Origin of the sequence: Acinetobacter sp. COS3, from assembly GCF_000475335.1 — a bacterium.
GTDB lineage: Bacteria > Pseudomonadota > Gammaproteobacteria > Pseudomonadales > Moraxellaceae > Acinetobacter > Acinetobacter venetianus.
Genome location: NZ_AXCD01000023.1, coordinates 53,220 through 76,353 on the forward strand (window position 1 = coordinate 53,220; position 23,134 = coordinate 76,353).

19 protein-coding genes are annotated in these 23,134 nt (G+C 38.0%); 5 read left to right on the forward strand and 14 right to left on the reverse strand.

All coding sequences use genetic code 11. The features are described 5' to 3' along the window. Nucleotides 1-17 precede the first annotated feature (17 nt). The 4 genes from IO68_RS26375 to ybaK form a co-directional block, all read right to left on the reverse strand. Nucleotides 18-1,445, reverse strand: a complete 1,428-nt coding sequence (locus IO68_RS26375) for a DHA2 family efflux MFS transporter permease subunit (protein ID WP_023013502.1) — start codon at nucleotides 1,443-1,445, stop codon at nucleotides 18-20. A 20-nt stretch (nucleotides 1,446-1,465) separates the two neighbouring features. Next, on the reverse strand, nucleotides 1,466-2,899 hold the full coding sequence (locus IO68_RS26380; RefSeq protein ID WP_023013503.1) for a lysine N(6)-hydroxylase/L-ornithine N(5)-oxygenase family protein: 1,434 nt from the start codon (nucleotides 2,897-2,899) through the stop codon (nucleotides 1,466-1,468). After that, nucleotides 2,892-4,676 (reverse strand): IucA/IucC family protein, encoded by a 1,785-nt coding sequence (locus IO68_RS26385; RefSeq protein WP_023013504.1) that lies wholly within the window; start codon nucleotides 4,674-4,676, stop codon nucleotides 2,892-2,894. Before IO68_RS26385 ends, IO68_RS26380 begins: the two co-directional genes overlap by 8 nt. Nucleotides 4,677-4,999: 323 nt before the next feature. Beyond that, the gene (gene ybaK, locus IO68_RS26390; protein WP_023013505.1) at nucleotides 5,000-5,467 is read right to left on the reverse strand and encodes a Cys-tRNA(Pro) deacylase; all 468 of its coding nucleotides are present in this window, start codon (nucleotides 5,465-5,467) and stop codon (nucleotides 5,000-5,002) included. Nucleotides 5,468-5,635: 168 nt separating this feature from the next. Here ybaK and IO68_RS26395 point away from each other — a divergent pair, with 168 nt between their 5' ends. The 4 genes from IO68_RS26395 to IO68_RS26410 all read left to right on the forward strand — a co-directional run bounded on the left by IO68_RS26395 (nucleotide 5,636) and on the right by IO68_RS26410 (nucleotide 10,252). Then, nucleotides 5,636-5,941 carry a hypothetical protein gene (locus IO68_RS26395; protein ID WP_004879367.1) on the forward strand — a complete coding sequence of 102 codons (306 nt, stop codon included), beginning with the start codon at nucleotides 5,636-5,638 and terminating at the stop codon, nucleotides 5,939-5,941. A 193-nt stretch (nucleotides 5,942-6,134) separates the two neighbouring features. After that, nucleotides 6,135-7,508, forward strand: coding sequence for an ABC1 kinase family protein (locus IO68_RS26400; protein ID WP_004879365.1), 1,374 nt, complete (start codon nucleotides 6,135-6,137; stop codon nucleotides 7,506-7,508). 235 nt (nucleotides 7,509-7,743) lie between these two features. Further along, entirely contained in the window at nucleotides 7,744-9,030 is a 1,287-nt protein-coding gene (locus IO68_RS26405; RefSeq protein ID WP_171068574.1) for an acyl-CoA dehydrogenase family protein, read from the forward strand. A 22-nt stretch (nucleotides 9,031-9,052) separates the two neighbouring features. Then, entirely contained in the window at nucleotides 9,053-10,252 is a 1,200-nt protein-coding gene (locus IO68_RS26410) for an acyl-CoA dehydrogenase family protein (RefSeq protein ID WP_023013507.1), read from the forward strand. A 69-nt stretch (nucleotides 10,253-10,321) separates the two neighbouring features. Here the strand turns inward: IO68_RS26410 and gorA are convergent, their stop codons facing one another. Both gorA and IO68_RS26420 read right to left on the reverse strand, forming a co-directional pair. Continuing rightward, a complete protein-coding gene (gene gorA, locus IO68_RS26415; RefSeq protein WP_023013508.1) occupies nucleotides 10,322-11,674 on the reverse strand; it encodes a glutathione-disulfide reductase in 1,353 nt (450 codons plus the stop codon). Nucleotides 11,675-11,835: 161 nt separating this feature from the next. Beyond that, nucleotides 11,836-13,080, reverse strand: a complete 1,245-nt coding sequence (locus IO68_RS26420) for an alkane 1-monooxygenase (RefSeq protein WP_019384387.1) — start codon at nucleotides 13,078-13,080, stop codon at nucleotides 11,836-11,838. Nucleotides 13,081-13,269: 189 nt separating this feature from the next. Here IO68_RS26420 and IO68_RS26425 point away from each other — a divergent pair, with 189 nt between their 5' ends. Continuing rightward, complete coding sequence (locus tag IO68_RS26425) at nucleotides 13,270-14,202, forward strand: AraC family transcriptional regulator (RefSeq protein ID WP_023013509.1); 933 nt, start codon at nucleotides 13,270-13,272, stop codon at nucleotides 14,200-14,202. A 43-nt stretch (nucleotides 14,203-14,245) separates the two neighbouring features. Here IO68_RS26425 and lpxA read toward each other — a convergent pair whose 3' ends face one another. From lpxA to IO68_RS26465, 8 genes are read right to left on the reverse strand one after another with little or no spacing between them, the layout of a single operon-like run. Continuing rightward, entirely contained in the window at nucleotides 14,246-15,034 is a 789-nt protein-coding gene (gene lpxA, locus IO68_RS26430; protein ID WP_023013510.1) for an acyl-ACP--UDP-N-acetylglucosamine O-acyltransferase, read from the reverse strand. Next, the gene (gene fabZ, locus IO68_RS26435) at nucleotides 15,031-15,516 is read right to left on the reverse strand and encodes a 3-hydroxyacyl-ACP dehydratase FabZ (RefSeq protein ID WP_004879353.1); all 486 of its coding nucleotides are present in this window, start codon (nucleotides 15,514-15,516) and stop codon (nucleotides 15,031-15,033) included. The genes lpxA and fabZ overlap by 4 nt, the downstream gene beginning before the upstream one ends. A 6-nt stretch (nucleotides 15,517-15,522) precedes the next feature. Continuing rightward, a complete protein-coding gene (gene lpxD / locus IO68_RS26440) occupies nucleotides 15,523-16,593 on the reverse strand; it encodes a UDP-3-O-(3-hydroxymyristoyl)glucosamine N-acyltransferase (protein ID WP_023013511.1) in 1,071 nt (356 codons plus the stop codon). Between the two features lie 3 nt (nucleotides 16,594-16,596). Next, nucleotides 16,597-17,085, reverse strand: coding sequence for an OmpH family outer membrane protein (locus IO68_RS26445; RefSeq protein WP_023013512.1), 489 nt, complete (start codon nucleotides 17,083-17,085; stop codon nucleotides 16,597-16,599). A 41-nt stretch (nucleotides 17,086-17,126) separates the two neighbouring features. Beyond that, nucleotides 17,127-19,718 carry an outer membrane protein assembly factor BamA gene (gene bamA / locus IO68_RS26450; protein ID WP_023013513.1) on the reverse strand — a complete coding sequence of 864 codons (2,592 nt, stop codon included), beginning with the start codon at nucleotides 19,716-19,718 and terminating at the stop codon, nucleotides 17,127-17,129. A 32-nt stretch (nucleotides 19,719-19,750) separates the two neighbouring features. After that, nucleotides 19,751-21,106, reverse strand: coding sequence for an RIP metalloprotease RseP (gene rseP, locus IO68_RS26455; protein WP_023013514.1), 1,356 nt, complete (start codon nucleotides 21,104-21,106; stop codon nucleotides 19,751-19,753). A 5-nt stretch (nucleotides 21,107-21,111) separates the two neighbouring features. Further along, a complete protein-coding gene (gene ispC, locus IO68_RS26460; protein ID WP_023013515.1) occupies nucleotides 21,112-22,308 on the reverse strand; it encodes a 1-deoxy-D-xylulose-5-phosphate reductoisomerase in 1,197 nt (398 codons plus the stop codon). Further along, a complete protein-coding gene (locus tag IO68_RS26465; protein ID WP_004879340.1) occupies nucleotides 22,309-23,133 on the reverse strand; it encodes a phosphatidate cytidylyltransferase in 825 nt (274 codons plus the stop codon). It lies immediately after the preceding gene. Between the last annotated feature and the right edge of the window lies 1 nt (nucleotide 23,134).

A 23,134-nucleotide genomic window follows, 5' to 3' on the forward strand; every position in this document is an offset into this window, starting at 1 on the left:
TTGATCTTCCTAAATATTTAATTCATTTTGTGTTGGTCTGGAAAACGCCATGCATAAGGCAAAGCGCACAAGATAAGCAAAGTACAAAAAATAAAAATTTCTTGAATGCCTTTAAATGTATCCAGCGCTGTATTTGAACTTGTTTGAAAAATGTCTTGGCGTAATTGCAGATATAAAGCAGCAAGTACCACGGCAACTGCAGCAAAAAGTCGACGGAACAGATTATTTAACGCAGCAGCCTGAGTGACCAAATGTTGCTGTTGCTGACGTAAACTATTTAAACCTGCTGTGGTTGAAGGCATATAAGACAGTCCCATTCCCAAACCATGCAACATCATGCAACAGATAATGAACCAGACATTTTGTACGGGTGCCCATGCAAGCAATGCAAAAGACAATGCGGTGATGATGAGACCAAAGCTCATGATTTTTGACGCGCCGTATTTATCGAGATATTTTCCCGCAGGCTGACTACATAGACCAGTCACAAGTGCGCTACTCATAAGGGCAAAACCCGTCCAGAGCGGACTCAGCTTTAAACTCTGTTGAATCCATAACGGTACAAGCAACATACCGATGAATAAACCAACCGTTTGTGCCACACAAATCATCAGACTAAATCGAAAGCCTTTTACATCGAACAATGCTGGTTCAATCAATGGACGAGTTTGAACTTTTTGCCTTCTAACAAACTGCCAGAATGTTAGGACACAAATGCCAAGCAACAACCAATAGATCGGTTGGACTAAATCTGCAAATTGATGAATCTGACTTAAAGTAACTAACAGCAAAATAATGCTTGTACTTAGATAGATGAATCCAAGCCAATCAAAGGACTGATTCATGTCGCCTTGTTCTTTAGGTAGATAAAGATAGCCCAACACTAGAGCGATACAGGCAATCGGCAAGTTGATAAAGAATAAAGCCTGCCAATCGAGCCAGACCAAAACTAACGCACCCAACATCGGCCCGATTGCCAAAGTCAGCATGATCATCGAACCCCATAATCCTGTAGTACTGCCTCGTTGTTCAGTCGGTGTAACCGAAAAGATCAAGCCCAGCGACAAAGGAATCATGAGACCGCTGCAAAAACCCTGCAAGGCTCTCGCGATAAGAACAGACTCAAATTGATTAAATAATCCACCAATTGTCGATGCCAAAGCAAAGCACAACAGTGCAGTTAAATAAGTCTGTCGTTTACCAAAACGTTGACTGAAATAACCTGCGAGCGGCAAACTGATGCTCATTGCCAATAAAAAAGCAACAACGACCCAACTCGCCCAAATCTCTCCAATTTGAAAATATTGCATCAATTGAGGAATTGCTGGGTTAAAACTACTATTATTTAAACTTACTGTGCCTGTTCCAAGCATCACAGTAAGTAAGACATAACGCTGCAACCCGACTTGAACAGATTGAGCGGTTGGTACAGAAGATTGCTCCATACACTTTTCCTCTGTACAACCTAGTCAATATGCTCTGATAGTTTTAACTGTGAGTAAAACGTTGGCGAAGTATGTCGACGCTGATCTGATTTCTGAGAAACACGCGACAGCGTTGAATCAGCTAACTGTGCATGATTCCGCACTGGTTGATCTAGTTTTATAGATGCAGCAACACCAAACTGTTGGTAAGACTGAGCCTGATCGAGTTTAAATAACTCCCTACCCAAAAGTTGATTGGCAATTGTCGCTGCTCGATATGCACCTAGACCGAGGTCAGGTGTTCCAACACCATGATGAAACACTTCCATATTCTGTAAGAATATCCGCCCATCACCTTGATAATTCACTTCAAAATCTGAGCTAACCTGCCAACGATCGGTCTGATCAAGTGAAATTAAAGACTGTAAATTTTGTAAAAAAGCAGGCTTTGGATAGCGATAGCCTGTAGCGGCAATCACACAATCTGCATCAACCAAATACTTCTCATTTTGCTGATGCTGTTCAAAACGCAAACGTAGTTTTTGATTTTCTAGCACTTCTGCATACTGTAGCTGATGGTGCCCTGCCAAAGTCACATCTGTATTTTGACCACCAATACTACGATGATAAAGTCGCTCATAAATATCGCGGATCGTTTTACTACTAATCCCTTTATATAAATTTGCCTGTTGAACAGGTAACTCTGCTTTCAGTGCGGTAGGTAAATGATAGAAATAGTGCATATAGTCAGGGCTAAAATGCTCAAGCCCTAACGGTGTATTTTCCATTGGGAAAAAACCCGCTGATCGAGTTAACCAATGTAAATGGAAGTTGGCTTTCACCTGCCCTTGTGCATATTGACGATCAAATAAGTCGATAAAAATTTCTGCCGCAGACTGCCCTGAGCCAATCAACACGACATCACCTTTCAGTTTTTCAGGGCAATTTTTCAAATATTCAGCTGAATGTAAACACTGTGTTGTTTGCGAATAAATATGCTGCAAACTTTCAGGTAAATGTGGAACAGTCCCGATTCCTAAAACCAATTGACGCGCACGATAGCACTGTATTTCGCCGTTGAATAAAACCTCAACCTCAAAACCACCTTTTACGGGTTGGACTTCAAGAACGCGACTATTAAATTGGACATTATCCAGTTGTTTTACAACCCATTGACAATAATGGTTATATTCTTGGCGTGGAATATATAAATTTTCACGGAAATAAAATTTATATAATCGCTGGTGATGTTTTAAATAATTGAGAAAACTATAGGGACTTGTTGGCTCGACCAAACTCACTAAATCCGCCATAAATGGGACTTGCAGTAAAGCATTGGGCAATTGCATACCGGCATGCCAGTCAAATCCATCTTTTTGTTCAAAAAATTGATATTTAAGCTCACTTTTCCCTTGCAAAAGACTAGCAAGACTCAGATTGAAAGGTCCTAACCCGATTCCAATAAAATCAAGCATAGCTCACATCCTTCTGCTCTACGAACAGTGGATTTTGCAGCTGTACATAAACAGACTGATGCTCAACAGGTGCGATCAGTTCATCAAGTTCATGTAAACGCGTTAGTAAATTTCCCTTATAAGGCAACGTCTCATTAAACAATAAACCTTGCAATAACGTACTTTCAGGATACTGGTGCAATAAATCTTGTAAGAAACCTTTAAGATGCTCAAGCAACTCATCTTCAGTGATATAACCCGTTGCACCAATTGCATTGATGATGCCAAACAAAGTATTGCCAAAGAAATAATAACTAAAACGCTCATCGACAAAATCTTTAGGTCCAACCGCAAACGCTTTCTCTTTTAGCTCTGGTAATACTTTTAAGATCTCAGTGGCAAATTCTTCAACGTAATAGAAACCTTGATTGTCACGTAGCCATAATGTTTTTGGAAAATTATTTTCCATTTCTAAGAGCACATTTTGCTGATGGGATTCAAAAGCCATACCATAACGATGATACAAATACATCAATGGCTCTAGGCTAACTTCCAGGAATCGATTGAACCAATCCAACGCAATTTCAGAAAAATCAGTGTCTGAATGCGTTTTTTCAATTTTTGCAAATAATGCATTAAAGCGATTTAACGATTTACTTGGATGATCTTGGCAAAGTGATGCAATACACGTCACTTGCTGCTGCGGATGGAAAGGTTGATCACGGAAAATACAAATACTTTCATTCACTACCTCATCATCTATTTTTAATGCCATCCAAGCTGGGTCGTTGACTGCTTTTAAACTTGGGCATTGTTTTAAAATATTCTGACCGTATTCACTGTGCCATAGGCGATGAGTTAACTCTCCACGATGACACTCTTTCGCCAAATTAACGCGGATTGAATTGGTAATCATCACAGAAAGTGAAGGTTTGACCATCCACGGTGCACTAAAGCTTGCTAAAGTACGAATCGATGTTGTCGGGAAAAATTGCCATCCTCGTAAACCAAGATCAATCAATTGACCCGTTTGCTTGAGTCGTTCAAACCACGGTTTGCTTTGTAAATAACGTGCTTGCCAAGGATGTAAAGGCAATAATTTATATTCAGTATGCGTTTTTAATAGATTGAGATCATTTTCAGACAGATACCATTGTAAATTCGTTTTAAGCTCTTCGGAAATTTCCTCGTTTGTGGCTGTCCCTTCCGCAATGTAATCCTGATGTACAAACCAATAATGAAGTTGGGTTTGTCCTTTATGTTCTGGCGAAAACTTCAACCAATCCTCATGTACAAAACCCGTTCGACTTTTAGGCGCGGGATGCATGCTATGCCCTAAAATCAAAGCTTGTTCGGTTTCAATAAAGCTTTGCCCTGCTTTCACAAGATCATCAAAATCATGTTCACGCTGCATTAAAAACTGCTGTAGTGCATCTCGGCTTTGAATCCACTTTTCAACTAGAGAAGCAGCATCTAAAGGAATTGATGATTCAAAGACAAGTTCTTCCAACAGCAAGCCCACGATTGCAACTGGGCTAAATGTTTTAATCTGTCCTTGAATCATTATTTGTGGGAGAGCATGTAACCGATGTCGCCCAACTCGACTGACATAACTTAATGGGAAATAGCATTGGGCTTGGATAGAGTGAATCGGAACTGATAACAGCGTCAAACCTTGGCTAAACGCTTGTTGTTGGGGACTCTGCTGACTTTTATTTAGCAAGTGACCTTTGCCAGTTTCTTGCGTGTAAGCGTTGACGAAGTGTTGTATCGCCAACCGATTGGCAAGTGATTGCATCAGACTGTATCCTCTTATCGAGAGAGTAGAATTTATTTTTCGTAATGTTTGAGCTCTAAACACACCTCAACCACAATTAATCATGATTAAGATTATGCTAATGATAATTATTATCATTTAATAATTCAATTTAATAAAACATCCTAAAAATACAGGCTTAAATATATGAATTAATTAGCTTAAATATAAAATTAAGATTAAAAAGGATACAAAAAGATAATAATTATTCTCATTAAATAAAATGATGGTTTTAAGATCCTCAATAGTTTTTACAGATAAATTAATATTTTAGCAATAACAGCTATTTAGCACATTTTACCCATTTAAATGTCTAATACATCACTAAATGAAGCACCAAGTAATTTGGCTAGATCATGAGGATTCAAACCTATATCTAAGCCCCTTTTCCCACCGCTGACATAGATTTTTTCAAGAGATTGCGCCGTTAAATCAATTACTGTTTTTAAACGCTTTTTCTGCCCTAATGGACTAATCCCACCGACTAAGTACCCTGTTAACCGCTCAGCGTCTTTAGGATTCGCCATTTGAAGTTTCTTACACCCTACTGCCACTGCAACTTTTTTTAGATTTAATTGATGATTTACTGGCAGTACTGCAACGTAGTAATTTTTTTCGTCTGTTACCATTAAAGTTTTGAATACTTCTTCTACTTTTAAATTTAATTTTTCAGCAGCTTCCAAGCCAAAACTTTTGGCATTTGCATCATGTTCATATTCATGAATTGAGAATGATATTTTATTTTTTTCCAGTAATTTACATGCAGGTGTCATTTTCTTTCGAACTATTCTTAATTCATTTAATAAGTGGTATTAGTGTAGCATTATTTATAAAAAATCTTAAACTTGCTTAGGCTATTTTAGATATAAATCTATTCTTGATATCTCGATCTTGAACCTCATATATTTTCTAATAGTGAAACGAATAGGCTCTATCAGTTAATGAGTTACAAGCATAATAATTTAATGGCAATGCGAGAAAGCTATTGGAATGATGAATCATCTTCTACCGTTCACGCTGAAAAACAGTTTCTGAGGAATACTTTGATTGAGGAAGGTATCTTTGAGAATGCGACTTTAGATGACACGAAGTATTTTTTCTTCACATTACCCAGTATTATTATCGTCAAAGCTCATGCCTTAGGCTTTCATCACAGTCATGTGAAACGTATGTTGATTAAACATATTCACAGCAACCGCGCTGCATTAATGCGTAAATCAGTACTGAAAATTCAGTTTAAAATATAGGACATCTGTATAGTTAAGCTAGATTTAGGATGAAAAATCTGCTTAGGCTATTTTAGATTATTGATCTATTTCACAAATTTAGACTGATAATTCAAGAGATTGAACTATTTTAATACGTTCAAAAGCTGTAATATCCTCTACACTTTATCTCTCGGCTTTCAACCATCCGATTTCAGCATAGGATTTTTCTTTCATGTCAGATCAGAACGATAAGCTTAAGAACCTAAAAACCTCGTCTGTGGATCGTCGCTTATCTATCGCTAAAGCCTCTTTACTTGCTGGAACACGCTGGGCAACTGCAAGTGCTACTTCCCTTTTCTCTAGTGAAGAAGAAAAAGAGAAGAAACGTAAAAAAGCTATGGCTGAACAAGCACATTATTTAGTTTCTGAAATTGGGAAATTAAAAGGTTCAATCGTAAAGATTGGACAAATGATGGCTTTATATGGTGAGCATTTCTTACCTGAAGAAATTACTCAAGCACTCAATACGTTGAATAATCAAACCGTTGCCCTTGCTTGGCCTGCGATTAAAAGTCATTTACAAGAACAACTCGGTTCTAAATTAGATGATTTAACGATCGATCATGAGCCGATTGGTACTGCTTCCCTCGCGCAAGTACACCGAGCAACGCGTAAATCAGATGGATTAGAGCTTGTTTTAAAAATTCAATATCCGGGTGTCGCAGAAGCGATTGACTCAGATATGAATCTATTCAAGAACATGCTGAAGCTTACCCGTATGGTGCCGCAAACTCGCGAATTTGATCAGTGGTTTGATGAAGTCCGTGAAATGATGCATCGTGAAGTCAACTACGATATTGAAGCAGCGACAACACGCCGTTTTGCTGAACGCTTGAATGATGATCCACGCTATATCGTGCCTCAAATTGTTGATGAATTCTGTGCTGAAAAAGTTCTATGTATGACTTTTGAGCGTGGTGTGCCCATTAATAGCCCTGTCATGCTTTCTTTGCCTCAAGAACGCCGTAATCAACTGGGTGAAGCTTCGCTTGAAATTGCTGTTCGAGAGTTATTTGAATGGGGTGAAATGCAAACTGACCCGAATTTCGGAAACTATCTTGTTCGTCTTGGCAATGGTGATGATCTAAAAGATCAAATCGTTCTCCTCGACTTTGGTGCAATTCGCCAATTCGACGACAATTTACTTACGGTTGCTCGAAATCTGATTCATGCAGGATATGACCACGATAAAACGGCGATGGTTAAAGCAATGACGGGTTATGAATTCTTTGACGGAATGCCAGAAAGTATCAAACCTGGGATGGCTGATGTTTTTCTAATCGCGACAGAAGCGTTTAGTTGCCCGAGCAATAATCCTGATATGCCAGCTGGCGTAATGGATGAACAAGATCGTTATGATTGGAAAAAAAGCCAATTACATAGCAGAGTCATGCAACAAGCTGCGCAGTCTATGGCTTCGCGCTATTTCTCAGTTCCACCTAAAGAATTTATGTTTATTAGCCGTAAATTTATTGGTGCTTATACCTTCATGACGGTCATTGAAGCAAAGACCAATGTTCGCAAAATGATTCGTCAATTTGCATAATTTTTCCTAGAAAGTCATTTTGACCAATCTGATTTGTCAGTTTGGTCAATTTTTTTGAGTTCAATTTTTTCATATTTTTTTTAAATCTTTTAAAAATATATACTTATAAAACAACCTATCCATAAATCACCCTTTATCATTCTCAAAACAGCACGTCAAAGAAGACATAGTTTTTTTACTGAGAGCATGTCAGCATAATTTTACAACCATCCTCTAGGATAAAGTCATGTCGAATATGATGAATAAAGCTCAAGGCTTCGGGCTATCTTTAATTACCAAAATCGCAGGAAGCGAAGTTCTTGATCAACTCAAATTAAGAAAATTTGTTGAAAAATCATTATATCAGGGTTCAAAAACAGGTTTTAAGGTACTCACTAAAACTCAGAAAGCATTTAAGCCACAACCGATTGATAAGCAACGCCTCCCGAATCAAGTCAATAAAAACCTATTTGACCTTGGCTTAACAGAAGAACAGCAAATGACGTGTGATGCAATGTCACAGTTCGCTGAAGAAGTGCTCTATACGCTCGCACATGATGCAGATCATAATGCGCAATTTCCTGAAGAACTCTGGCAGCATTTAGTTGATCTTGGGCTTAATTATTACGCTTTACCAGAAGCTTTAGGTGGTGTTGCAGCAGAACAAAATATTGTCAGCAATATCTTGATTGCTGAAAGCCTAGCAAAAGGTGATTTCAGCTTAACAGCAGGCTTACTCAGTACATTTAGCGTCATTAATGCGATTACACGTTGGGGTTCAACTCAAGTTCAATCTATGTATCTGCCTTGTTTTGCTGAAGATACAGATATCACTGCAACATTTGCATTTCAAGAAGCAACACCAGCGTTCAATCCATTCCAGCTTAAAACCACTGCAATCGAACAAAATGGTCAGTTTTTCATTAATGGTGAAAAGACCCTTGTGATATTGGGTGATACAGCCGATGTTTTCTTAGTCAGTGCTGAGTTAAACGGTAAACCTGATATTTTTGTTGTGCAATGCAATGAAACCATTTCAATCAAAGTAAATCCAGCAATGGGTTTGAAAGCAACAGAAACAGCAACACTTCAATTCAATCAAACCCCTGCTTTACGTTTGGGTGATACAGATTTTGATTACACCGCATTTATCGATCTTGGCAATTTAATGTGGTGCGCAATGGCTGTTGGTACATGTGAAGCGATTAAAGCTTACTGTATCAAGTATGCAAATGAACGTACTGCATTTGGTGAACCTATTTCTCATCGTCAAAGTGTGGCTTTCATGATCGCTGACATGGCAATTGAAATTGATGCGATGCGTATGTTGGTTCTCAATGCCGCAAGTTTGGCAGAAGCTGGAAAAACATTCCATCGTGAAGCGTATTTGGCTCGTCTACTTTGTGCTGAAAAATCTATGAAAATGGGTACAGATGGTGTGCAAATTCTCGGTGGTCATGGTTTTACCAAAGAGCATCCTGTAGAGCGCTGGTATCGTGATCTACGTGCAACCGCTATCTTACATTCTGGCTTACATGCTTAATTGACTATCAGAGGATCACAACATGAACTTACAAAGTCCTAAAAAATTCAAAATGATGGTCGATCAAGCACATGAAGTTGCGCTGAATGTGTTACGTCCTATTTCCCGTAAATACGATAAAGCTGAACATGCCTATCCCAAAGAATTAGACATGCTTGCCTCTTTAATTGATGGTATGAATGAAGGTGGTGAAGGTATTAATGCGGGTGCAGCTGTAGGCAAACGCGGTGAAACCGAGACTGGAAATAAGAATGGCAATAATATGTCAACAGCGCTTGGTATTATTGAAATGTGCTATGGCGATACAGGTCTATTGCTTAGCATGCCACGTCAAGGGCTAGGCAATTCGGCAATTGCAGCCGTTGCCAACGATGAACAACTCGAGCGTTTCAAAGGAACTTGGGCAGCGATGGCAATTACAGAGCCGGGATGTGGTTCTGATTCAGCTGCTATTCGCACAACAGCTACGCAAGATGGTGATGATTATATCCTTAATGGTGAAAAAATCTTCGTTACCTCTGGTGAACGTGCTGATTCAGTCGTCGTTTGGGCAACACTCGATAAAAAGCTTGGTCGTGCTGCAATTAAGTCATTCGTTGTACCTAAAGGTACGGCTGGTATGAAAGTTGAGCGTCTTGAACATAAACTCGGAATCAAAGCTTCTGATACTGCTGTGATTAGTTTTATTGATTGCCGAGTACCTGCCGCTAATTTATTAGGTAATCCTGAGATTGACGTGGCTAAAGGTTTCGCTGGTGTTATGGAAACTTTTGACAACACACGCCCACTTGTCGCTGCAATGGCAATTGGTTGTGCAAAAGCATCTTTGGAACGTATCAAAGAAATCTTTAAAGACCAACTTGATGCGGACTATAAAACCCCTTATTTACAAACCTCCAATCTCGCCGCACAAATCTATCGCATGGAGGCAGAATGGGAAGCTGCCCGCCTACTGATGATCAAAGCAACATGGATGGCAGACAATAAAAAGCCAAACTCTAAAGAAGCTTCTATTGCAAAAGCAAAAGCTGGACGTGTTGGCAATGACATCACTTTAAAATGCGTCGAACTTGCTGCAAGTGTTGGTTATGGCGAAGATGAATTGTTAGAAAAATGGGCACGCGATTCAAAAATTCTCGATATTTTTGAAGGTACACAGCAAATTCAACAATTAATTATTGCTCGTCGCGAGTTGGGTAAATCCTCTAGTGAATTGAAGTAATTTAAGTAAGTTAAATAAAAAGGACGTCTATAGTGGCGTCCTTTTTTAATAGTATCGTTAATTTTAACACTATCGCATCGTGACAAACTCTTCGGCTGAAGTTGGATGAATAGCGACAGTATTATCAAAATCGCGTTTTGTCGCACCCATTTTCAATGCGACTGCAAAGCCTTGAAGGATTTCATCCATACCGAATCCTATCCCATGAATACCCACAATTTTTTCTTCATCACCAACACATACCAACTTCATTTTAGTCGGCTGCCGATGTTGAGTAATCGCACTGTACATTGCTGTAAATGAAGAATTATAGATTTTCACCGCTTGCTGACCATATTTTTCAATTGCTTCTTGTTCAGTTATTCCAACTGTGCCAATAGGCGGATGGCTAAACACAACCGTTGGAATATTCTCATAATCCAAATATTCATTTGGCTTATTATTAAATAATCTTTCAGATAAACGTCGACCCGCTGCTACAGCGACAGGCGTCAATTCCATCTTTCCAGTAATGTCACCGACTGCATAAATTCCCTCCTGTGAGGTATTTTGAAATTGATCGACAGCGATATAACCTCGCTCATCTAATTGGACATTTGCTTTATCCAAATTTAAGTTTGCTGTATTAGGTTCTCTGCCTGTTGCCCAAATGAGACAATCAACAATATGTTCTTCACCATTTTCTAAATGCAAAGTCACTTTACCATCAGCATTTTTTGTCACTTTTTTGGGGGTTGATTGAGTATGTAACGTAATGCCATCAGTTTGCATAACGTCGACCAAAGTTTCACTCAGAAATGGATCAAATCGTCGTACAGGTAAATCCTTTCGAATAAATAAGCCAACCTGTGACCCCAAAGTATTCAGCACACCAGCAAGCTCAACAGCAATATAGCCAGAGCCAATGACTGCGACTGTTTGAGGTAAAGCGGATAACTCAAAGAAACCATTTGAATCAATACCATACTCAACACCATCTATATCAGGTAATGAGGGTTGCGTACCCGTTGCAATTAAAATATGGTCGGCAGTTAGGCGCTCACCATTTACTTCAATTGTATTTTCATCAATGAAAATTGCTGGCCCTTGAACCACATCGACTTTATTGTTACTTAGGCTATTTTGATAAGATTGATGAATTCGATCAATATAAGCTTGGCGATTTTTGACCAGTGTCTGCCAGTTAAAAGATTCAACTTGTACGTTGAATCCATAATCAGACGCATATTTTTGAATGCTCTCTGCTATATGCGCGGCATACCACATCACTTTTTTAGGTACACATCCTACATTTACACATGTACCTCCGATTTCTCCCTTTTCGATTAAGGCACATTTTTTTCCATACATGGCTGCACGATTTACAGATGCTATGCCGCCACTACCGCCACCTATCGCAATATAATCATAATGTTTTGTCATCATCGCCTCATGAATTATCTAAATCTGCAAAATTCTTGTTAGATCAAAACTATAGATATACAACAACAAGATATAGAAACCGATGATTTTTAATTTATTTAATACAAGAAAAAAGCACTGCTAATTTCTAAGCAGTGCTTTCATTTGATCATGTCTTTAAATTACTCAGCAGCGACGACTTCTGCTTGAGTTTGTTCTAAAGATTTATCAACCACACCAAACTTTTTAAAGATTTTTGCACGACGTTTAGGATAAATATTCGCTTTATTTAAATCACCCTTATAGTGATCAAATACACGCTTATCCATCATTTTTGACCATAAAGGTGGAATCAATGCAGGCAATAACATACTTGCATAGCCACTTGGTAATTCAGGAGCTTCATCAAAGTGACGTAAAGCTTGGAATGGACGTGTCGGATAAGCATGATGATCAGAGTGACGTTGTAGCTGATATAAGAACAAGTTAGTCACAATATTATTATTGTTCCAGCTATGTTCAGGCATGGTACGTTGGTATTTACCATTTTCATCTTTTTGACGCTTCAAACCATAGTGTTCAATATAGTTAATAATTTCAAATAAACTAATTCCATAGAATGCTTGTGTTGCTAAATATGGAATTACACCTTTACCAAAGATACCAACCATAGAAGCATGAAATGCAGCACTCATACCCCAACCTTGCAACAACTCATTGTCTGTAGACCAGAATTCTTTACCTTTACGTTTTAAACGTGTGGTTTCAATTTCTACAGCTGATTTGAATGAACCAATTACTGTACGAGGCCAAAACTCATAGAATGTTTCACCCATTTGTGAAGATGCTGGATCTTCTGGTGTTGCAGCACGTTTATGGTGACCATAAGGATGTTCTACACGGAAATGGTTATAGCCCGTTGGTACAAGTGCTAAATGCGATAAAATATGGTCAATACGATCATGCTTATGACTCAGCTCATGCGCAGTATTAATTGCAATACCGTTGATCGCACCCATCGAAATACCAAGTAAAATCTTATCTAAAAACGATGTTTCTTTACGACTTGTTAAATAGCATGCATAAAAATTTGCGGCATATTGCAATGGAATAAAGCTTTTTACTAAACGAGAGTAATAAGGATCTTTTTCAAGTAATTTAATGTCTTCATCAGTTGGATTATTTGCATCTTTACCAATAATCGTATCGATTGTTGGAATAACAATATGCAAAACAATTGGACCACCTAACGCAAAGATTTTTTTCAAAGGACGTGGTGCAAATTGATAGCCTGCTAAAATACCGATACCGATTACAGGCAAAGCTGGGCTAATTGCCCATAAATAACGTTTACGATCCAATTCAGTTTTTGATTTTGGAATGCTTACTGGCGTAAGTTCTTGCTCAACATTTACTGGCGCATTCATCATCTTTTCCATGTCTTTGTATATATATGTATATTTTCAGGAATTATGAGATGCATTACAGTTGCAAGCGTCCAAAAAACCTATGTGAAAGTCTTTGGCATCATCCACCCTGTTTTTGTCCTTAAAACACATATTGAGTTATTACATTAGCTCTCTATAATTTAAATGAACACACCGATAAAAAATCATATGGATGCTTTAAGTAAAATATTTGCCGATATTCATTTAAACCACAGTGAATATATCTATTTGAAAACGCAAGGAGAATGGAGTTTTATCTGCCAAGATCAAACTGCTTTAATTGTTCATATTGTTTTAGTTGGATCGGTATTTATACAGGTTGATGGACAAAATAGTCTGACAGCCAATGCGGGTGAAATCGTAGTTATCCCTTCTGGTAAAGCACATACAGGCGCTGACAATGCCATTACCAAGCTTGTTAATGCTGTAGACATATCTAAATTTTTTGATGGTCATAAAGAAGATGCTATCGAGTTTGGTACTGAATCATCCGAGAAAAATTTAATATTAACAGTGCGCTGTCAAATTGATACACTCATGGCACGCCCTTTTATTCAAGCGCTTCCGACTTTAATACACCTACAACATGGAGACACAAGTACTCCTGAATGGTTACAAATTGGTCTGCACTTTCTTGCCCTTGAAACACAAAATATTCAAGCAGGCCGAGATATTATTATTGACCATCTCGTAAATATTTTATTAGTTAAGTGTATTCGAGATCATATTCAACAAATTTCTGATCAATCAGGATGGCTGAGTGCATTCAATCATCCCGAACTCAGCAATAGTTTAGCCGCTATCCACAACCATCCTGAAGATGCTTGGACAGTAGAAACTTTAGCTGAACAATGTTGTATGTCTCGATCAAAGTTTGCAAGTTTATTCCATGAAGTCATTGGTGAATCACCACTAGCATACTTACAACAACATCGAATGCGTTTAGCGAGCCAATATCTACGCAAAAGTAATTATTCTATTCAGCAAATTGCAAATAAGGTTGGATACTCTTCTGAAACTGCTTTTAGCCAAGCATTTAAACGCACTTTTGAAATTTCACCTAAACAATATCGGCAGCAATATATTCAAAATGAAACATAAATAAAAAAAGACACTGATGTGTCTTTTTTTATTTTAGAAAATCTTAGCGTACGATGCCGCGTGTAGATTTTTCTAGGGAATCAATAAACAGCTGCGCTTCAGGCGTACTTTCTAAAATTTCATTACGAATTTTCTCGATTGCCTGCTCGGTTGTAAGGCCAGATTTATAGATCAACTTATAAGCTTCTCTAAGACCTTGAATGGTATTTCGAGACCACCCTTTGCGACGCATACCTTCAATATTCATACCAAAAGCACGCGCTGGATTACCTGATGCCATCACATAGGCTGGAACATCTTTAAGGATTAAAGCCGCGCCACCAATCATACTGTAAGAGTCAATACGGCAGAATTGGTGAATACCAGCATTACCGCCAACAATCACATGATCACCAACATTTACATGTCCAGCTACACCAACATTGTTTGCAAAAATATTGTGGTCACCAATGTTACAATCATGTGCAATATGGGTATTCACCATCAATAAATTATGGCTACCAATCTTTGTAATGCCATGATCCTGAACTGTACCTCTATGCAAAGTACAATGTTCACGAATAGAGTTATTATCCCCTATTTCTAACCACGTCTCTTCACCTTGATATTTTAAATCTTGGCAAATTTCCCCAATACTCGAAAATTGGAAAATATCATTATTTTTTCCAATTTTCGTAAAGCCACCAACTACAACATGCGAACGTAATTTTGTTCCTGCATCAATACTTACATTTGGTCCAATAATACAATATGGCCCAATTTGTACATCAGATGCGATTTCTGCAGATGCGTCAATAATTGCTGTAGGATGAACTAAATTTTGACTACTCATGTCTGCTCAATTTTCTGATGGGAAATAATAATCTCAGCTGCTGCTGCAATTTTGCCGTCAACACTAGCAGTACAATTGTACTTGTAAATGCCACGTTTTTGCATAACAAGCTCAGATTTTAAGATAAGCTGGTCACCAGCAACAACCTGTTTCTTAAATCTTATTTTTTCTGCGCCAGCAAACAAGAACAATGAACCTGCTTTTGGCTTTTGATTTGTTAATACAAAACCTAAAATACCAGAAACCTGAGCCAAAGCTTCAATAATCAATACACCAGGCATAATCGGATAAGTTGGAAAATGCCCCTGTAGAAACTCTTCATTAATAGATACGTTTTTATAACCGACAATGCTATTTTCAGTTACTTCTGTCACTCTATCAACTAACAAGAAAGGATAGCGATGAGGTAAATATTCACGGATAGTTTGGATATCCATTGGTAATTCAGGCATCGTGAATGCTGGAAATGTTGACTCAGTCATAATAAATTATTTACGTAACTTAAGGGTTGATTCAAGGGACTCTAATTGAGCTTGCATATGATCAAGCCTTTTCGTGAGTTGGGTCAATGGCACATCTGCTAATTGTCTCAAGCGTACAACCGTCCTTTTCCAATGACTATTTTCAAAGAGTCCAATTCCTGAAGAATAAGTTCCAGCCTCAGAAATATTTTTTGTGACCATTGACATTCCAGTAAGCGTGACATTATCCGCGATATTTAAATGCCCTGCAACCGCACTACCGCCTCCGATAATACAGTTTTTGCCAATACGAACACTTCCAGCGATAGCACAGTTAGCTGCAATCGCAGTATTATGACCAATTTGAACGTTATGCGCGATTTGCACAAGGTTATCAATAATGACACCATCTTCAAGAATAGTATCGTCCAATGCACCACGATCAATACAACAATTTGAACCAATTCTGACATCATTACCAATTAAAACTGAGCCAAGTTGCGCTATTCGATGCCATTTACCTTGATACGGAGCAAATCCAAAACCTTCTGAACCAATTGAAGTATTTGTATGTATACGAACACGATCCTTTAGCTTGGCTTCACCTGTAATCGACACATTTGCATCAATAAAACCATCTTTGCCCACTTCAACGTTGTCATCAAGAAAGACGTTTGCTTGAATAATTGTATTATTACCAACAACACAATTTTCACCAATAACAACATGATGTCCAATATATGCATCGTCAGCAATAATCGCAGAAGGATGTATCTTTGCAGTGCTTTCAATACCTCGTTGAGATATTTTTTTGTCGAATACATGGGTTAATGTGGCAAACGCCAAATAAGGATTATTAACAACAATAAAGTTTTTCTTACTGCCTAATAATTGTTTTAATGATTCAGTAACGATGTAAACACCAGCTTGACTTGCTTCAGCTTGCGCTAAGTATTTTTCACCATTTACAAAGCAAATATGGTGATTGTGAGCTTTTTCTAGACTTGCTAAATTAAAAATTTGAAAATCTTTTTCACCGAAATACTCACCTTTTACAAGGTGAGCGATTTCTTCTAAACGATAACTACGTCTATTCATTGATTATTTCATTGCATTAACCTTTTGAATCATTTTATCAGTTAAATCATACTGAGCGTCAGATGCAATCGTAGAATTTTTATTCAAAATAAAATCTAAATTATTTTCTTTACGTAATTGTTCTGCTGCTTGCTTTACACGATTCTCAAAAGTTGTGTTCATCGCTTGTAAACTAGACTGAACTTTTGTCTGTAAACCCTGCTGAGTAGAATTAAATTCATTAACTTTAGCTTGGTATTGCGCAGAAAGCTTTTGCAAATCAGCTTGATTAGCTGATTGGGCTTTTTGTTGCAAACCCTCAATTTCTTTACCCAACTGCTCTAACTTTGTTGAGGTTGGTTTTACAGTTTGACCTAAACTTGCATTTTGTTGTTTGAGATATGTACTACTTTCTACAACTTTAGCGAGATCGACAACAGCAATACCACCTGCATTCGCAGCTCCTGAAACCGTTAGACCTAAGCCAATCATAAGCATTGTTAATGTTTTCATTGTTTCATCCTTTTATATATTTTGAAAACCTAGAGTCGTACTTAGAAAGTACGACCAATTTCGAATTGAATAGACTTTGTATCATCGCCTTTCTTATCGTTAAGCGGATATGCATAACTGAGTGATAATGGTCCGATCATCGTAATCCATGTAAAACCAACACCAACGCTATAACGCATGTTGCCGAAATCTAAACCGTAATTATCTTTACAGTATTGTTTAACATCAGAAATTTTTTGCCCATTGATGATCATGCCTTTCTCACCATAAGCACTATTAGAAATATCACATTTCGTATCAAAAACTTGTGCACCTTCAGCAAACAATACAGGTCTAACCTGACGAGTCCAATCTCCTTTAAATGGTAAAGGCAGAGCCAGTTCAGTACCAAATTGAACCAAGGCATTACCACCAACTTCCTCTGGCGATGGATCATTTTTGCCAGTTTCTTGGAAAATAACACTTGGATATTTCGGACCTAATGAACTGTTATCATATCCGCGAACAGAACCATAACCACCCGCATAGAAGTTTTTATAGAATGGTAAATCGTTACCAAAACCTAACTTACCATAACCTCTCCATACAAACCCTTTAGGCAATGATTTAAATGCCTGTGCATCATAGGTAAACTTCTGATAATCGACATCACTTCCAGGTAAACCTATCTCTAAGCCGACACGGTGAGACATACCAGAAGTCGGGAAAATTGGTCGATTAAGCGTGTTATATGACCATCCTAAGTTCAATGTATATGTTAAGAAGTCTCCCTCAAAAGCATTCCCATACTCTGTTAAATCTTTTGCATTAAAATTATCATCTACACAATGTGTTGCTAAATCATAATCTTCTGGTATTGGACTAGGATCTGGATCACCTTTTTCATTATTAATCTCTCTTTGAGATTTGTATTCACCATCACAGAAAGAACTTGAACCTGTTTTTTTACCACCATTTGCTAACAAATAGTCACGAATATAAGTAGAAACACTTGGACCTGTTCTTACTTTAGTTTTATCAATACCAACAGAAGCACTCAAACTTTGATTTTCATCAATTGGATAACCAAAGCTTAAACTACCACCTAAACTATCAGTCACATAATTGTTAACGTTATAGTCTTCATTCAGTTTGGTCTTACGATAGTAAACATTATATCCACGACTCACACCGTCAATAGTGAAGTATGGGTCTGTTACACTCAGGTTATAATAATCTTGTGTTTCAGAACGCGACAAATCGATTGCTACTCGATTACCAGTACCCATAAAGTTTGTTTGACTCAAACCTGCTTGGAATGTGATACCACCATTTTGAGAGTAACCTACAGCAAGGGTTGTTGTACCAGAGTGCTGCTCTTCAACATCAACATTTAAATCAACTTGGTCTGGAGAGTTAGGTACTCGAACTGGTTTTACATCAACGGTTTTAAAGAAACCTGTACGCTCTAAACGAACTTTAGAAAGATCAATTTTCTCGTTACTTGCTAACGCACCTTCCATCTGACGCATTTCACGTCGTAAAACTTCATCAGCAGTTTTATTATTACCCGTAAAGTTAATACGACGAACTGTGACTTGCTGGCCTGGGTTAATATAGTAATTAAGATCAACAATTCCTGTTTGATTATTAATCTGAGGAACTACATTTACCTCTGCATAGTAATAACCAGCATTTCCGTATTTACGTAGTAAAAGTTGCTTAACAGCATTCACTTTTTCTTGCGAATAGGTCTCGCCATCTTTATAAAGCTTAAGTGCTTGCAGCTCTTCTGGTTTATAAAGTGCATCACCTAAAAACTTCGTTTCACCAAACTTAAACTGACTACCTTCATCAACAGAAACTTCAATAAAGATATGTTTTTTATCTTCACTAATATTCAGTTGTGAATTGATGATATTAAAATTAATGTAGCCTTTGTTTAAATATAGTGCACGCAATGCCTCTAAACTTGCAGCCATTTTTTCACGGGCATATCGGTCATTACGCGTAACAATCGATGCCCAACCGCTTTCTTTCACTGCAAAAGCTTGTTTAATATCAGCATCGCTAAAAACGGTATTACCAATGATATTGATATCAAACACTTTCGCAGGCGTACCTTCGTTGAAGTTTAGTTTTAACTCCACTCGGTTATTTGGGCGAGCTATAGTTTCTACTGTTACATCAGCATCGTAACGACCTTGCTGTGTATACTGTTGCTCAAGTTCAGTTTCAATAATCTGTAATGCAGATTTTTTGAATACCTCACCTTCAGCAATACCCATTTTCTTTAAGCCTTGTTCCAAAGCTTCCTTTGGAATAAGTTTATTGCCTTTGAATTCAAGCTTTGAAATGATTGGGCGTTCAACTACTTTAAAGACTAAGACATCATTTTCTTTAAAAGCTTTGATGTCATCAAATAGGCCTGAAGCATATAAAGTGCGAATTGCTTCAGCGACCATCGGATCGCTTACTCTATCGCCACTATTTATTGGTAACATTGAATAGATGCTTGCAGGTGTTAAACGTACAAGGCCATCAATTCGTATATCTCGTGCAAGAAACTCATCTGCTGCGTATACTTGTTGTACCGCTGCCATCGCACTAACAAGTGCTAAAGGCATTAATAAATGTGTGTGACGCATGCCCATATATTTTCCAGTAAGTTAAATTCCATTTGCGCTTATAAACGCATGAAGTCATTGAATAAAGCTAAAAGCATCATGCTACCGAGCAGTACCATACCAACTTTTAAACCAAACATCTGTATTTGTTCAGAAACAGGTTTACCACGAATTGCTTCAATAAAGTAATAAACTAAGTGACCGCCATCCAGCATTGGGATCGGCAATAAATTTAAGATCCCTAGGCTCACACTCATCAATGCCATAAAAGAGATAAAGGTTTGCCACCCCATTTCAGCACTTTGCCCAGCAACTTTAGCAATTGTTATCGGACCAGATAGATTATCTAGACCAATCAAACCTCGTATCATTTTTACGATTGAGTTTACAATCATACCTGAGAGCTGCACTGTTTTATCAGTCGCAACACCTAAAGCTTCAAGAGGTGAATATTGAATCGTTTGTTTATATTCTTGTGGAATAGTAACTTTACCAACATCACTTTTTACACCGAGAACACCCGTTGTATTGCCCATATTGTCTCGTTGACCTTGCGGCATAACTTGTAAATGCACAATCTTGTCATTGCGCATCACATCAATATTCAACAATTTTTCAGGTGAACCTTGTACAACTTCAACTACATCAAACCAGTCTTTCACCGTAACGCCATTAATTGCTACGATTTTATCGCCCTCTTTCATCCCTTGACGAATTGCAGCACCATCCGCACTTAACTCTTTTACAACTGCGGGAATAACAGGACGATAAGGTAAAAAGCCCAATGCATCTAGAGGTGATTGACTCTGATCTTTAAGAAAATCTTTAATCGGTAAATTAACTTGTTTTTCAGTACCCGCACGATCAACTAAAACAGAAACTTGCCCAGTTTCACCTACACGATTTACAAGCGCGTAATTAAGTTTTTCCCACGTTGGGGTCGTGTGACCATCAACCTCTAAGATCTTATCGCCAACTTTCAAATCAACTTGAGCAGCAGGTGTATTTGGTAGAACTTTACCAATACGTGTGTTCAACTGATCTTGAGCTGGTAGAAACAAAACCCAAAAGAGAAAAATAGCGAAAATTAAATTAATTAGTGGCCCAGCTGCGACAATAGCAATACGTTTCCACGGAGATTGCCTATTGAAAGCGTATGGTAAATCTTGTTCAGCGACATTGCCTTCACGCTCATCTAGCATCTTGACATAGCCACCAAGTGGTAGAGCTGAAAGCTGATACTGGATACCAGATTTTTTAGATTGCCATTTTAGTAAAGTAGGACCAAATCCGATCGAATAGACTAAAACTTTGACACCTAATTTACGAGCTACCCAGTAATGACCAAACTCATGAATGGCGATGAGAGGACCCAACAATAAAATCGCAGCAACGATCATGAACAATGCATTCATACGATTTAACCTCCCACTTCCATAACATACTGCTCTGCCACCTGTCTTGCGATCATATCAGTATGTAAAATGATGTCTATATTTTCTGCTTTAGCATTTTGTACAACTTGCAAAGTATTTTCGACAACTTGTGGAATTTCTGTAAATCTAATTTTATTATCCAAAAACGCAGCCACTGCTATTTCATTAGATGCATTTAAAATTGTTGGTGCTAAACCACCTGCTCGCATTGCTTGACGAGCTAAAGTAAGCGCAGGAAATTTAATTTCATCTGGCTTTTGAAAATTTAATTGCGCTGTTTCAAACAAGTCCAAAGCAGGAACATGTGTTGTTAAACGTTTCGGCCAAGCCAATGCGTGCGCAATCGGCGTACACATATCAGGGTTACCCATTTGAGCTAAAGTTGATCCATCCACATATTGCACCATTGAATGAATAATACTTTGTGGATGGACAACAACTGTAACAAAATGTTCTGATATTGAAAATAAATGACAAGCTTCGATTAATTCTAAGCCTTTGTTCATTAAAGTTGCAGAATCAACCGAGATTTTTTGCCCCATAGACCAGTTTGGATGCTTACATGCTTGTTGAGCTGTTACATCTTTTAATTGTTCAATTGAGTGATTAAGAAATGGGCCACCAGATGCAGTCAATAATATCTGAGAAACGCCGAGTTGCGGCTGTCCTGTTCTTTTTGCGTCTAGATAGTCATGCGGTAATGATTGAAAAATTGCATTGTGTTCAGAATCTACAGGTAGCAATAACGCCTTATGCTGTTTTGCCGCCTGCATCATAATGTCACCAGACATCACTAAAGCTTCTTTGTTTGCAAGCAATACTCGCTTACCTGCTTTTACTGCTGCGAGCGTTGGCAACAAACCAGCCGCACCAACAATTGCAGCCATAACAACATCAACATCAGGATGTTCTGCAATTGCTATTAATCCAGCTTCATCAGTCAAGATTTCAATCTGTTTGAGATTTTCATTATGTAGCTTTTGTTTTAGTTCAAAAGCTTTTTCACTCGGTATGACTACAATTTTAGGATGATATTTTTTGCAGATTTCTAAAAGTTCATCTAAACGACTATAAGCAGACACTGCAAAAACAGTGTACTGGTCTGGGTGTTGTTCCAATACTTTTAATGTACTTTGACCAATTGAACCTGTAACACCCAATATACAAACAGCTTGAGTCATTTAAAGATCTACACCAATAAGTTTTAATATGTACATACCCGCAGCAAAGATAGGTGCAGCGGCTAGTAATGAGTCGATTCGATCTAATACACCACCATGCCCAGGAAGCACTCGGCCTGAATCTTTGATACCAGCTCGACGCTTAATCATTGATTCAAATAAGTCACCTAACACTGAAGCAAAAACAGTGATGATTGAAAGAACTAAAAATAAGATAAGCTGTACTGCAGTTAAATTCAAATAAGAATATTGAACAATCATCATAATGATTACAGTTGTCGCAATACCACCATATAAGCCTTCAACCGATTTATTTGGGCTAACTGTTGGTGCTAGTTTCTTCTTACCAAATTTACGGCCAACAAAATAAGCGCCACTATCAGCCCCCCATACCAATAGGAATAAATACATCAACCACCACGGGGAGCTATGCCAGACTGCATATAAGGCTGTAACTGCCGCAGAGATTAAAATAAATCCGATGATATATAAGGAAACATTATACCAATTATCAGATTCAGGGAAATTTTTAACCCAATAAATGCTTCCAAGCCAAGTGAGAATTGATGCAGCCCATAAAAGCAAAGCCACATCATCAAAAAATAATGCTAGCGTCGAAACTGCTGCGACACATCCACCATAAACCCAAGCTTTTGGCTTTGAAACAACTGATGCAGTTCTAGGCATAAGCTTAAACCACTCATACCCAGCAACCCCAGCTGCTAAAATCATAAGCACAAACATTGGATAATGTGATTGCGTTGCAAACATGCAACTTAAAACAACAGCAACTAAAACCAATGCGGTAACAATCCGCTCTAACATT